Annotated in this window: 12 protein-coding genes; all 12 read right to left on the reverse strand. The window is 46.7% G+C overall.

Translation table 11 applies throughout. From position 1 onward, the window contains the following. Positions 1 to 3: 3 nt before the first annotated feature. Entirely contained in the window at positions 4 to 1,137 is a 1,134-nt protein-coding gene (locus ADIS_RS12050; RefSeq protein WP_035805784.1) for a BamA/TamA family outer membrane protein, read from the reverse strand. A gap of 141 nt (positions 1,138 to 1,278) precedes the next feature. Next, complete coding sequence (locus tag ADIS_RS12055) at positions 1,279 to 3,684, reverse strand: TonB-dependent receptor (RefSeq protein ID WP_010854802.1); 2,406 nt, start codon at positions 3,682 to 3,684, stop codon at positions 1,279 to 1,281. A 94-nt stretch (positions 3,685 to 3,778) separates the two neighbouring features. Next, positions 3,779 to 4,465 (reverse strand): fatty acid desaturase, encoded by a 687-nt coding sequence (locus tag ADIS_RS12060; RefSeq protein WP_035805817.1) that lies wholly within the window; start codon positions 4,463 to 4,465, stop codon positions 3,779 to 3,781. 51 nt (positions 4,466 to 4,516) lie between these two features. Next, the gene (locus ADIS_RS12065) at positions 4,517 to 5,362 is read right to left on the reverse strand and encodes a 4-hydroxy-3-methylbut-2-enyl diphosphate reductase (protein ID WP_010854804.1); all 846 of its coding nucleotides are present in this window, start codon (positions 5,360 to 5,362) and stop codon (positions 4,517 to 4,519) included. Between the two features lie 3 nt (positions 5,363 to 5,365). Continuing rightward, positions 5,366 to 6,076, reverse strand: a complete 711-nt coding sequence (locus ADIS_RS12070) for a lycopene cyclase domain-containing protein (protein WP_010854805.1) — start codon at positions 6,074 to 6,076, stop codon at positions 5,366 to 5,368. 8 nt (positions 6,077 to 6,084) lie between these two features. Beyond that, positions 6,085 to 6,930 carry a phytoene/squalene synthase family protein gene (locus ADIS_RS12075; protein ID WP_010854806.1) on the reverse strand — a complete coding sequence of 282 codons (846 nt, stop codon included), beginning with the start codon at positions 6,928 to 6,930 and terminating at the stop codon, positions 6,085 to 6,087. A gap of 9 nt (positions 6,931 to 6,939) precedes the next feature. Further along, positions 6,940 to 8,433, reverse strand: a complete 1,494-nt coding sequence (locus tag ADIS_RS12080) for a phytoene desaturase family protein (RefSeq protein WP_010854807.1) — start codon at positions 8,431 to 8,433, stop codon at positions 6,940 to 6,942. Between the two features lie 3 nt (positions 8,434 to 8,436). Next, a complete protein-coding gene (locus ADIS_RS12085; RefSeq protein WP_010854808.1) occupies positions 8,437 to 8,949 on the reverse strand; it encodes an RNA polymerase sigma factor in 513 nt (170 codons plus the stop codon). Positions 8,950 to 9,210: 261 nt separating this feature from the next. Further along, the gene (locus tag ADIS_RS12090; RefSeq protein ID WP_010854810.1) at positions 9,211 to 10,281 is read right to left on the reverse strand and encodes a dipeptidase; all 1,071 of its coding nucleotides are present in this window, start codon (positions 10,279 to 10,281) and stop codon (positions 9,211 to 9,213) included. Positions 10,282 to 10,311: 30 nt separating this feature from the next. Further along, complete coding sequence (locus tag ADIS_RS12095; protein ID WP_010854811.1) at positions 10,312 to 11,427, reverse strand: D-TA family PLP-dependent enzyme; 1,116 nt, start codon at positions 11,425 to 11,427, stop codon at positions 10,312 to 10,314. Between the two features lie 10 nt (positions 11,428 to 11,437). Next, entirely contained in the window at positions 11,438 to 11,908 is a 471-nt protein-coding gene (locus ADIS_RS12100; RefSeq protein WP_035805785.1) for a RidA family protein, read from the reverse strand. A 31-nt stretch (positions 11,909 to 11,939) separates the two neighbouring features. Next, complete coding sequence (locus tag ADIS_RS12105) at positions 11,940 to 13,259, reverse strand: gluconate:H+ symporter (protein ID WP_010854813.1); 1,320 nt, start codon at positions 13,257 to 13,259, stop codon at positions 11,940 to 11,942. Positions 13,260 to 13,268: the final 9 nt, after the last annotated feature.

The following is a 13,268-nucleotide window of genomic DNA, read 5'->3' on the forward strand; positions in this document are numbered from 1 at the left end:
GGATCACATCACCTCGTTGAGTCCAAAATAATAGGCCGTCTGATCACCAAATCCAAGATCAAAACGAATATTTAGTCCCTCATTATTCAATTTGTAGCGTATGCCCATCCCTCCACCTGCCTTAAACGTGCGTACTCCAAAGCCCTCCAAGTCAGGACTCACTTGACCAACACTTCCAAAAAGCACCACTCCAAGATTTCTATATACGTTTATCCGATATTCGGACTGAAAAACAAGTGCATGGCGATCCCTGTATTTACCCTCAAAGAATCCCCTCATGCGATCGCTTCCCCCGATCATGGATACGTGCTGAAATGGCACCGAACCTGCCGTTAAACTTGCCCAAGCCTGTCCAACAAGCACCTGCTTGGGTGTTATTGAAAGGTATTTTCGAAAATCCAGCACCAAGTGGGCAAAGGAAAAATCACTGGTAAAAGCCGGCGAAAAAAGCATCAGTTGGGCCTGGTGAAAAACCCCTCTGGTAGGTTGAAAGATATTGTCGCGTGTATCGAAATTGACCACACCCCCCATACCGGAAACAAACTGCCCATTACTTCCTGCAATTGTCCCACTTTCCAATAAGCCCAGTGCCTCCGTCCGATAGATGTCCTCCCGGCGGATTTCAAAACGAGGCCCCATATAAAGTCCTTTGAGGATTTCGCGTTCATACATCAGGTGGAAGTGCACGTATCTGCTTGCATAGTACTCCCCTGATGTTGGCGAACTACCAATTCCGTAAAACTTGAAAGGAAAATCGGCCATTTCTATCCGCGCATTCAAAAACCCCGTATTTCCGGGTTGCCACAAACTCAATTCCGTTGAGAACAGAAGTTGCTGGTTTAGGGTATACAAAAACGTGATGGGCAAGGTAGATGGCCGGGTGTCTACACCCTGTTTAGGACGATAGCGGAAAACTTTGATGGCCCGCGCACCGACGCCTAAACTGGTCTCAGGAGAGTAGGTTAAGGCAGGAATGACTGCCCACGAATCTCCACTTACCGATTCGACGATCTTGTCTGCGGTATCAAACAATTGGCTGATCAGATTTCCCTGACCGATCTCTTCGTCAGGACTTTGGGCAAAGCCAACCGTCACAGCCATCCCCACCAACACAGACAACGCCCACAATCTTTTCATGTGTCTATAATTGTTCTTTAGCGGTCACAACTTGTCCCGGTTTATCGGGATGGAATCTCGCATGGTGGATTGTCCTCCCAGTGTGTGACGGCTGTGTCATGCTCGATTTCATCTGGCTGCAAAGATAAGATTTTGCCGGGATTAAAATTCAATAATCAGGCCAACAGTTGGTAAAATTGATCCCGCCGTATCCCTGATACTCCTTAGAAGATAACGGTTTGGATCATTTGGATCGACTAAGGGCCGATCTTGTTCATCGCGTATCGCAATAAGACGGTTCGGTTGTTCAGCTTGAAAATTATAGGCGTTTTGAATATCAAAATACCAGTTCAAATTCCATTTATCAAAGAAATACTTCTTATCGACCCGTAGATCCAATTGGTGAAAACTCTTCAGGCGTTCCGCATTAATTCGGTTAAAATCAAATAAACCCCGATTGAACAGATCCCAGTTTGACCGGAGGGAAGACGCGCTGATATCAAACGGGATGAATGGGGTACCCCCCAAAAACCTCCACCTGGCGCCTACTTCCCAGTCCCTCTTCAGCCGTTTGCCGGCGGTAAGGCTCACGATAAACCTATTGTCCCAGGAAGAGGGAACAAATCCGTCGGTATTTGGATTGGTGAATTCACTACGTACCAACGTCACGGCGGCTATTCCATAAAAATCATTAAACAGACGCTGCTGCGCCAAAAATTCCAACCCATAGGCGCGACCACGCGCATCGGACGTTACTTCCTCATTTCCAATAACGCCAAAATCTGCCCCCAAATTAGCCAACGCCACGCCGTTTGCCACGGACGTGGGGTAGTTGCCGTATAACTTATAAAACCCTTCGATGGTAAACCTTCTGTTTTTTTCTGGACGCTGAATTTCGATCCCGGAGATAAAATGCGTTGAGCGGATAAACTTCACGTTATTTTCCTGGTTTACCAGTGCGCCGGAGTTGTCCCTAAAACCTAACACCGTGTATGGAGGACGCTGATAGTACACCCCTGCATTTGCCGTCCAAAACAACCGTTCCGTAAGCTGATAACTGACAGAAGCACGTGGGCTCATTTGGTTTAAGGGATTACTCGCGCTTCGCCCAAAATCACTTCCGTCCATTCTTACTCCGCCGGACAACAACAATCTTTCGCCAGCAAATTTCTTGCTTCCCTGCACAAAGGCTCCGTAAGAATGAAATAGGGCGATATCGTTGATGTCCAAGGGTGCGCCCAATATGCGTTCGACCGTACGATCAAAATTGTCGATCAGGTAACGGCTATATTCATAATTAACGCCATACTTCAACGTGTATCCCTTGCCAAAAATGTTGTTTTCCGCTCTAAATTTATTCTCGCTTTCCTGTGACCTATAGTCAAAGATCAAATTCTGGGGGTTGGATTCATCGTTGTTTTGGTACTTAAAGGCCCGGTTGTCGAGCATATTTCTACTCAAAACGTAAGTCCAGAAGCCGTTGGACCGAAAACGCTTCAGCTTCACACCGGTAGCATAGTTCCATTGCGACTGTATGGGAAGCGTATTCAGCAAAAACAAGCGGTTGTCCCTTTCCTCTTCGTTTTCCTCTCCCGGGAGGTCAAAGTTTAATGCAAACTGATCTATGGCACCGACGCCTAGGAAAGTGAGTTCGGTTCTGTCGTTGATACGTGTTTTGGTCTTAAGCGTAAAATCGTGAAAAGTAGGCAAAAACGGAAGTCCCAAAAGACGGAAAAGCCCCTGCAAATAGGATCGACGGGCTGATAGGATATAGCTAGTTTTCTCACCAAGCGGGCCCTCATTGGAAAGCGTAAGCTCCGAAGCTCCCACGGTAAGCTGGGTAAACATCTTGTCGCGCCTGCCATCCTTCAACTCAAACTCAAAAAAGGAGCTAAGCGAATTCATCCGATTTGCCGGAAAAGCGCCACTGATCACATCCACATTTTTGATGAGATTCACATTCAATATCCCCAATGGGCCTCCTGAAGATCCTTGGGTAGCAAAGTGGTTGATAACAGGTACCTCGATCTCATCAATAAAAAACTTGTTTTCGTTCGGCGCACCTCCGCGGATAATAATATCGTTTCTGAAACTTGCGGTACTCGCTACCCCGGGAAGCGCTTGGATAACGCGACTTATGTCCCTGTTACCTCCGGGATATCGCTCTATCTCATTGGTATTTAACTTCCTGGACGAGATGGGAGTATCCTCAGACCTGGAAAATTCCGAAGTGATAACTACCTCATCCAAGTCAGATGCGTCTTCCTCCAGTGCCAAGTCCAGCTGAACCGCCCTGGCCCGGGTTATCTGAACTTCGAAAACCGTGGTCGGTCTAAACCCGATAAAAGAAGCCCTGATATTGTAAAGGCCTGGAGGGATATCGGCTATTTTATAATTTCCATTTTCGTCCGAAATCGTACCCATATCAGCGCCTTGCACCACGATATTGGCAAACGGTATGGGCTGATTGTTCACCGGATTAAAAACCCGCCCTTGCAGACTCACTTGCTGCCCCAAAACGGATAAAAAGCTTACCAAAAGAAACGAAATAGTCAGAAAGTATCTCATATCGATTTTTAAAATGACAATTACTTAAATCGTTAATCACGGAAAAGGTTTGTAAGCAAACGGAAAAAATTTAAGTATTTTCGGTACACTCTTGTCAACTGGCTTCTTTTACTCTCCATAACCGCCACCACGGGGTGCCCGGAGAATCGTGGTGCTCGAAGTGGTACCCAAAAAAGTAACAACTCAGGAAAGCCCATACATGATTGAGGCGCTGAGACCCGGCATGGTGTTTATTGGAGTGCTCTCCTTTATGCGGCAGGTAGGTGCCAAAATAAAAAAGCTGGAAGGTGGACAGCACAGCCGGTAACATCCAAAAGAATATCAGATTCTCAGTGGGAAAGACAAGTTTTAGCAAATTAAAGGTTACCGCCATCAAGAAGATTTGCCAGCCGTTTACATACGCGGTGATAAAACTAAGGTACCAAGGGAAAAACCGATGGGAAGCATGATAGTCCGGATCTTGGTCTGTCGCCACAAACCTGTGATGCATGTGGTGTTTGGGGTACAGCCTACTGTAAAAGTTATAGGAAAACAATATCGCACAAAACCAACCCAAGGCATTATTTATAGCCTTGTTGCGCGAAACAACGCCATGCATGGCATCGTGCGCAGTGATGAACAAGCCGGTATACAAATGGGTCTGGATGAGCATTCCCAACAAAAAAAGAGGATGCCGGTAATCCAAATCCCACGTAAGCAGGAGAGCTAAGGCTAGGAACCAAAGAATTATGATTGAGATGGCAATGAGGGACCCCTTGGGGTCTATGCTTTTACTTCCCATGGGCAATGAAACGGATTCACTTGGAAGGAACGAATCCCGCTGCAAATTCATTCAAAATTTCACTATCTTTTCTTTCACCTGCTCCATTAGCCACATTGGCGTGGAGGTAGCTCCGCAGACCCCTACGGTTTGGTTCGGTGAAAACCAATCAGCGCTTACTTCCTCTGGGTTGGAAACAAAATAGGTGTTGGGGTTACGCTCCTTGCAGACATTGTACAATACCTTTCCATTTGAAGACTTTGTACCACTGACAAATACGATGTGATCAAATTTGGAGGCAAAATCACGTAGCTCCTTGTCTCTATTGGAAACCTGTCTACAAATGGTATCGTTCGTGTTTATCGAAATGCCGTTGTCCTTCAATATTTGGTTGATTTCGTAAAATTTATCTGTACTCTTGGTAGTTTGGCTGTACAGGGTTATGTTTTTGGGGAGATTTGGGATATCCAACTCGCTGATATCCTGAAAAACAACCGCTTTATTTCCGGTCTGACCCAAAAGGCCGATCACCTCTGCATGGCCGTGTTTGCCATAAATATAGATGGTCTCGTCCTTGTCGTAGGAGTTTTTGATTCGGTTTTGTAGTTTCAATACGACAGGGCAACTGGCATCTATCAATGTCAGGTTGTTCTCTATTGCCAATTGATAGGTGGACGGAGGCTCTCCGTGTGCCCGTATCAGCACCTTTTCATTTTGGAGCCCTTTCAGAGCTTCGTGGTCTATTATCACCAACCCCTTTTCGGTCAACCGCCTAACCTCCTCGTCATTGTGCACGATATCCCCCAGGCAATACAAGTACCCTTCCGAGTCGAGGATTTCTTCCGCCATTTCTATGGCATATACGACACCAAAGCAAAAGCCAGAATGCTGATCGATATGTACTTGAAGGTTCAACATAGCCTAATAACCGTTGCCTTTTTGAAATGTTTTCCGTTCTTTGATCTTTTCGTAAATCGTCACTACCATAAGAAGCATCCCCAGATTATATACGGCATCTTCTATTGGAATGGTTCCCAATCGTATGCCCAAATTTTCCTCATCATTGTACCACACAATCGGCTCCTCTATCCATGAGCCGGTTAACACGCCATTGACAAAGAAGAATGGGATAAACGAAACAAGGTAGGCCAGAAAAAACCTTCCGAAATGTTTATCTTTAAAGATAAACAAATGTACCGCAAGCACCAGGGACGTGAATAAGAAATTAATGCCTGTATACAACTTATCGAAATGATAAATCCCAAGGGTAAGGAGTACGCCAATCAACAAATACATTATCTTGACCGATAGCGGTTTAAATAGATCCTTTTTTACAAAATAGATCAGTACCTCGTAAATGAACACGCAGGCATAGGGCACAATCAGGAAGAAAAGCCATTCCTCCAACGGCAGCTCCAAAAAAAACACCCCGATAAGGTACTTCTCATTAAATCCCCATACCCCTTGGACGGTAAACCAGTGGTCCCAAACGATAAAAACGAAGGCCATCGATAAAATGGCTGGAAAAAGGGCGTAGGCCTTCTTTGCATAACTGATTCGGTGTTCGAAGGACTGAGCCAACGGATAGGATAGGGTAAATACCATCAACCCCAAGTAATAATAATTCTCCATTCCTTCCATTAACTAAATCCCAACTTAGAACCAAAGTAGGTAGCCAGCAGCAAAGATGCTTTTCGCGCATTCGGGATCCTGATTCGCTGCTGCGTAATAATTTCGGGAGTGGTGTTTTTAATCTTACAGAATAGTTTGAGGTAATACAGGTAGGCGACTTTCACACCGAGCTTTGCGCCTTTTGGAAGCTGCTCTATGCCGATCAGAGCCTCGTCAAAATCACGCTGTATATCCTCCTCTATTTCTCTTTTTACCGATTGGTCAAAAGAGAGAAAATCAACACCTGGAAAATAAACCCTGCCCCGCTCTTCGAAATCACTTTTAATGTCCCGTAAGAAATTTACCTTCTGAAAGGCAGCTCCTAGCCTACAGGCGTATCCCTTTAATCGGTCGTAAGAATCTCCGTCTCCCTCACAAAAAACCTTAAGACACATCAGGCCCACTACCTCTGCGGACCCATAAATGTACTCTTGGTATTTTTCATCGTTATATTTTGTGAAATCCAAATCCATCTCCATGCTATGAAGAAACGCATCAATCAACTCCCGATCGATCCCATACCCATTTACTACCACCTGAAATGCGTGAAGTACCGGGTTTAAACTGATCTTGTCGTCAATCGCCTGGTACGTATCTGCCCTAAAACGATCCAAAAGTGATTTTTTATCAAAGCCATGGAAGGTATCCACTATTTCATCTGCATAGCGGACAAAACCATAAATCCCATAAATCGAACGATGGAATTTTTTATCGAGCGTTCTGATTCCAAGCGAAAATGAAGTGCTATACCTCTGAGTGATCAGTTTGCTGCACTCAAACGTCGTATCTTCAAACAGCTGCTGGGAAGTAGTCATAGGGTGAATTTACTGTTTTTTTCTGATTTTATGTTCCTTTTCTATCTCCTTTGCGACCACACCTCCCGAGATCAGCGAAGGCGGCACCCCCGGCCCGGGTACTGTTAGCTGCCCGGTATAATATAGGTTGGCCACTTTCTTGTTTTTGAGAGAGGGTTTCAAAATAGCGGTCTGGGTAAGCGTATTTGCCAATCCATAGGCGTTCCCTTTAAACGCATTGTAATCACTCATGAAATCGCTATGTGCATAAGATCGCTTAAAAATGACGTGGCTCCGGATTTCCTGTCCGCTTAGCGTTTCCAGTCTATCCATCACCATATGGTAGTATTTTTCACGAAGCTCCTCCGTGTCCGATAACCCAGGAGCCAACGGAACTAAGATGAACAGGTTTTCCTTCCCTTCGGGTGCTACACTAGGATCGGTCACCGAGGGTGCCGAAACATAGAACAGCGGTTTTTCGGGCCACCTAGGTCGGGTGTATATGGCATCGGCATGCGGCCCCAACGGCTCATCGAAATACAGGTTATGGTGCAGAAGGTTTTTCAGCTTTTTATCTATCCCCAAATAAAACAATAGAGACGAAGGAGCCATAACCCGGGTGTCCCAGTATTTTTCAGAGTAGTTTCGGTAGTCTACCTGCAACATCTGCGATTCCACATGGTGGTAATCAGCCCCGGCAACAACCACATCCGCATCCAATTGACGCCCATCTTCCAGGGTAACAGAAGTGGCTTTCCCGTTGCTTACGTTTATTCGACTCACCGGACTGTTGTACTGAAAGGTGACTCCCTTTTCTTCTGCGAGGGACACCATCCCTTCAATTATCTTGTGCATGCCCCCCTTGGGGTACCACGTACCAAGGGCAATATCCGCATAGTTCATCAGGCTGTAGAGTGCGGGGATTTTTTCGGCCGTTTCGCCCAAAAAAAGTACCGGAAACTCCATGAGCCGGATAATCTTATCTTCTTTAAAAAACTTTCTAACATGAGTGGACATGGACTGGAATATGTCCATCCGGAAAAGATCCCGCAGCAAGCTCAACCGGGCAAACTCCAACAGCGACCTGCTGGGCTTGTGCACCAAGTCGTGAATACCGACCTGATATTTGTAAGCAGCCTGTGAAAGGAACTCATCCAATTGCTTCCCAGATCCGGGTTCTATCGACTCCAGCATCTGCCGGAACGAACCAAGCTCGGCGGGGATATTCAACGTATCATCCTTCCCATAGATAACCGCGTACGATGGATCCAAGCGAACCAGCTCGTAATAATCAGCTACTTTTTTGCCGAATTTCTCAAAGTATCGATCAAAAACGTCAGGCATCCAATACCAACTTGGTCCCATATCAAAAACGAAACCCCCGGATTCGAACTTTCTAGCCCTTCCTCCTGGGGTACTGTTTTTCTCGACGACGGTCACTTGGTATCCGGCTGTCGCTAGGTGGGTAGCAGCGGAAATACCAGCAAATCCGCTTCCAATCACCACCACGTGCTTATCACTCATATATTAGTTTCTTGTTTGGTAGATGCTCAGTTGATCCTTGAGAAGCTTCCTTGCAATATGAATCCTATTTTTAACAGTTCCTATCGGAATCTGTAATTTGTCAGCAATCTCATGGTACTTGAAGCCACGGAAATGCATCATAAAGGGATCTTTGTAAACAGACTCTAGATTCGCGATGGCACGGGTGATGTCGTTCATCGCAAAATCACCGTAGGCGTCGTTTTCGATAATCACGGCACCTGAGTTCAAAAAGTGCAGGTTATCTGAGGTGTCCACAAAAGTACCTCTGCGTACCATCCGCTGGTAGTTTGTGATAAAGGTGTTTTTCATGATGGTGTATAACCACGCCTTGAGATTTGTGCCATCAGTAAATTTGTCCTTGTTTGTAAAGGCCTTTACCATGGTATCCTGCAACAAGTCATTTGCGTCATCCACGTCTCTGGTCAGCTTCAGCGCAAAGGGCTTCAATGATTTGGTAAGCTTGTTCAACGAGTAACTAAATTCAAGTGTTGTCATGGTTTCCGTTTTTGTTTAATCAAAAGTATGCATCATTAAACACATATGCAAGAAAAATGTCTAACTTTTTTTATTTTTTATTAAACGGAAATTTTAATCGAAGAACCCAGAACCACAATAATCAGTCGTATAGGTCATTAAAAACGATATTTCAGCCCGAAAAGTGGGTTCGGAACTCCTGGTTTGGGTATTTTTTGTTTAATAACAATAAAAAAAGACTAACATTTCTGCTAGTCTTGTTTAATCTATTTTGTTTCTTTTTTAAGCCCATGATCTTCTCAAAAAGCGAAGCCAATTACCATGCATGACTCCCTCGATGTCTTTTTCGGAGTACCCCCTTCTGACAAGCATCCCTGGGATCCGCTGCAAATCGGCAATAGACTCCAAATCATACGGGCTTTGCTCCCTACCATAGGCACCATCCAAATCGCTGCCTATTCCGATGTGGTCGGCATTGCCGGCCAGCTGACAGATATGATCCATATGGTCGATAATTTTTTCCAGATCACAATCCATCTCCTTGGGCAGCGACTTCCCTCTGATCCATCCCGGTACCATCATCCATGCATCAAGCGCTGCACCTATAACCGCTCCCCTTTCTATTAGGGCCCTTAGCTGTTCGTCACTGAATTGCCGGTTATGGTTCACCAACGCCCGGCAATTGTTATGACTAGCCCACACCGGACCATTGAAATGATCCAACGCTTCCCAAAAGCTATCATCACACAAATGGGTGGCATCCAAGATGATATTCAGCGACTCCATTAATCTTAGGAGTTCTCTACCTCTTTGTCCCATAAAGCCCGTGGCATCGGTACCCTGTGCATACCTGCCAGGACCGTAATGGGCAGGGCCTAAAGCACGTAGCCCGGATTCAAAAGACTTTTCCAAATAGGATAGGTCGATAATTGAATCGGCTCCCTCCAATGAAAGGATGTATCCAACAGGCTTTTGGCTAGCGGGCTCCCCATCACTCCACAATGCCAAGTGACTTTCCAAGCCGGTCAAATCGGTAATCTGAACCATTTCACCGGCATCTTCCATGGCTTTGTACCAAGCCAGCTGCCCTTGTGTCTGTGCCCAGGCCTGATGAGGGGAATGCCAGCCCGGTAGTGGGTTTCCAGGGGCGACATACCGCGCGATTTGCGTGGCCACTACCAAGCCAATATGGCCTTCCCGAAGTGTCGGAAGCGATACCGTTGCATTACCGCGGTCGGCTTTGTCGGTAAGCCCCTTTTCCCTTCCATTTATCTCGTGGAGCGGGCGGGTAAGATCCCGATTCCACTCCAGCGCATTCATACTGAGGTCTAGGTGTGCATCTATCGTAAACATACTATTCGAATCTTAAGGTAGGGGAATTGATCAATAGGTGATTTTCTTGCTCCGCGCCAGTATAGGCCAAACAGCAGATTTTTCTCCCTTTACAATGGTGACCGCCTCGTCATACAAAGCGACAGTCGGACAAATATGGTAGGGAATTCCCAGGAAAGCATCTCCAACCCGGTACGAATGACCTGCAGGAACGCGGAAAACCAAATGCTCCTCACTCTGTCCAACGGGTTCCCAGTTTTCCACCCCTAGTAGTGTTACACGGTTTTTCAACGGATTCTCGGCAGCGATGGATTTATGCCCTAAATCCAAACAGACCAGGTCCGGGCCGGGTAAGGAAATAATTCGGGTCAGTACCAGTGCAGCGGGAACGTAGGGCTGCTCCGGAAGGCCCAGCGAATACCCCCTGTCCCAATAAATAAAGGTACCCGGCGAACAAACGACCCCCGGACGCAGTGCATGAATCGTAAAGGTGGTGGAACCACCCGCAATGATCTCCACATTGGCTCCTTCGGAGCGAAGGATGTTTGCCAGCTCTTGGACAGGAGCAAAACCTTCATCACAGGCTCGTTTTCGCTCATTCCAGTTTTCCTGTCGTACGTGCCCATCGTAGACATGCATACCCAATACCTTTAATCCTTGCATTGCCAGGCAGCTCCGGTAGAGTTCCTCTGCCGGCTTACCTATTGACACACCGGTACGGTCAGTCCCTGCATTGATATCCAAGTAAACAGCAAACTCTAAATGCTTTGATACGCCTCTGGACGCCAACTGCCTCGCCACGTCAATATCGTCGACCAAGCAGGAAAATCTGATATCCGGAAAACTCAGCACCAGGGACTCCCATCTTTCCTGCTTAGGTCCTACGGGCTGATAGGCCAACAGAATGTCTTTGGCACCAGCGTTGACCAACAGCTCAGCCTCTGAAACAGTAGCACATTTAAAGGCCCCTATTCCTGCCTCCATCATCAATCGACAGGCATCCACCGACTTATTGGTCTTGATATGGGGACGAAGCCGATGCACATCTCCAATGGCCAGGATGGCCTTTTGAATATTCTCGGATACAACGTCTGTGTAGATAAGAAGTGCTGGAGAGTCGATCGAATTAGAATCCTTTAGGAGGTAAGCCCCGATTGCTTCCGACATATCCATGAATCTATTCGAGTTCGAACAATGCTTCAATTTCTACGGGAATATTTCCAGGCAATGATCCAAAACCTACCGCACTGCGGGTACCGATTCCGTTTTCCTCTCCCCAAACCTTGGCAAAAAGCTCGCTGCATCCGTTGATCACGAAGGGATGCTCGCCAAAATCAACCGTGCTGTTGACCATACCCAGCACCTTTATGACGCGTTTAACTTTATTAAGACTTCCCAGATGAGCTTGGATCGTTGATAGCATGGTCAATCCTACTTGTTGGGCTGCCAGCTTGGCTTCTTCTTTGTCCATCTCGCGACCTACCTTTCCGGCGATAAGACTACCATCGTCTTTTACAGGACCGTGTCCAGAGAGGTAAAGATGTTTCCCGTCGATCACAAAAGGTTTATAAACGCCCATAGGAGCTGGTGCCGGTGGCAGGTTCAAACCTAGCGCACTGAACCTTGATTCTGCTGATGCTATTTCCATGTCTTTATATAGGTTTATTTTTTTGACGAAGTTAAAGAATTAAATTCATAGCCAAAACTCCCAGCAAGCCCCCGACTGCGGCTACTGTCTCGACCAGAGACCATGTGGTGAGCGTTTGTTTTATGGTCAGGTTAAAGTATTCTTTTACCAGCCAAAAGCCGCCATCGTTAAAATGGGAGAAAATCAGACTACCCGAACCAATCGCCAAAACCATCAGGTTTGCATTGACGCCAGAACCCTCGACTAACGGACCAATAATACCAGCCGCGGTGAGCGCGGCAACTGTGGCAGATCCGACAGAAACACGGATGATCGCTGCAATCAGCCAGCCCAGTACCAAAGGTGGAACGGCCCAATCCTCCATGGCCGTAGCAATTTCGGCACTCACTCCACTGGATACCAGCACTTCCTTAAACGCCCCCGCGCCTGCAATGATCAGAATTACCAATGCGATGTCTTTTACCGCCTTTCCAAAGCTATCCATGATGGCAGCGACTGATTTCCCCTTACGGATTCCCAAGCTTACGGTTGCCCAAAGAAGAGAAAACAACATGACTATCCCGGGATCCCCCAAAAACACCAACCAAGTGTAACCCGGGACCTCAGGAGACGCATCCAGCAATGCCAGGGACGTCGCTATCAACAAAAAAACCGGCAACAAGGCTGAAACCAAGCTATTGGCCAACGAGGGCAGTGATTCGGAGGGCTGCATCTCGCTTCGAAACGCTTCCAAAGGCATCACGTGCATTGAACGGATCCACGGCAATCGAGCCATCAACGGCCCTGCCACCAGAATAAGAGGGATGGCTATAATCAATCCATATATCAAGGTAAGGCCCATGTTGGCATCAAACTGCGCAACCAGTGCAACCGGGGCGGGATGTGGAGGCAACAAACCATGTGTGACAGACAACGCCGCCAGCATGGGCACTCCAATGTACATAGCTGGGATTTTATACTGATAAGAAACCGTAAAAACCAAGGGTACCAAAAGAACGAACCCCACATTAAAAAAAAGGGGAATGCCCACTACCAGCGAAGTCAATGTTATCGCCCATTGTATTCGGTACTGCCCAAACAGCTTCATCAAAAATTCGGCAATCCGCTGGGCAGCACCACTGTCTGCCACAATCTTACCAAGCATGGCACCCAGGGTAATTATGATGATCAGGCCCCCGAGAAGATCCCCAATCCCTTTTTGAATCGCCGCCATTACCCTATCCAAGGGGATCCCCAACAGAATTCCAGCGGCTACTGAAACCAATAAAAAGGCGATAAATGGTTCGAGCTTGACCCATACAATCAGTAGGACCAATAGTAAAATGCTAATGCCTATACCAAGAAAGACCATGGAGATGAA

Origin of the sequence: Lunatimonas lonarensis (assembly GCF_000390185.1) — a bacterium.
In the GTDB taxonomy this organism is placed as follows: domain Bacteria; phylum Bacteroidota; class Bacteroidia; order Cytophagales; family Cyclobacteriaceae; genus Lunatimonas; species Lunatimonas lonarensis.

Coding starts and splice junctions, on each gene's coding strand:
- ADIS_RS12065 (WP_010854804.1), bottom strand. CDS start 5,362: ATGTTGAACCTTCAAGTACATATCGATCAGCATTCTGGCTTTTGCTTT.
- ADIS_RS12105 (WP_010854813.1), bottom strand. CDS start 13,259: ATGGTCTTTCTTGGTATAGGCATTAGCATTTTACTATTGGTCCTACTG.
- ADIS_RS12095 (WP_010854811.1), bottom strand. CDS start 11,427: ATGTCGGAAGCAATCGGGGCTTACCTCCTAAAGGATTCTAATTCGATC.
- ADIS_RS12075 (WP_010854806.1), bottom strand. CDS start 6,930: ATGACTACTTCCCAGCAGCTGTTTGAAGATACGACGTTTGAGTGCAGC.
- ADIS_RS12080 (WP_010854807.1), bottom strand. CDS start 8,433: ATGAGTGATAAGCACGTGGTGGTGATTGGAAGCGGATTTGCTGGTATT.
- ADIS_RS12060 (WP_035805817.1), bottom strand. CDS start 4,465: ATGGGAAGTAAAAGCATAGACCCCAAGGGGTCCCTCATTGCCATCTCA.
- ADIS_RS12100 (WP_035805785.1), bottom strand. CDS start 11,908: ATGGAAATAGCATCAGCAGAATCAAGGTTCAGTGCGCTAGGTTTGAAC.
- ADIS_RS12055 (WP_010854802.1), bottom strand. CDS start 3,684: ATGAGATACTTTCTGACTATTTCGTTTCTTTTGGTAAGCTTTTTATCC.
- ADIS_RS12090 (WP_010854810.1), bottom strand. CDS start 10,281: ATGTTTACGATAGATGCACACCTAGACCTCAGTATGAATGCGCTGGAG.
- ADIS_RS12070 (WP_010854805.1), bottom strand. CDS start 6,076: ATGGAGAATTATTATTACTTGGGGTTGATGGTATTTACCCTATCCTAT.
- ADIS_RS12050 (WP_035805784.1), bottom strand. CDS start 1,137: ATGAAAAGATTGTGGGCGTTGTCTGTGTTGGTGGGGATGGCTGTGACG.
- ADIS_RS12085 (WP_010854808.1), bottom strand. CDS start 8,949: ATGACAACACTTGAATTTAGTTACTCGTTGAACAAGCTTACCAAATCA.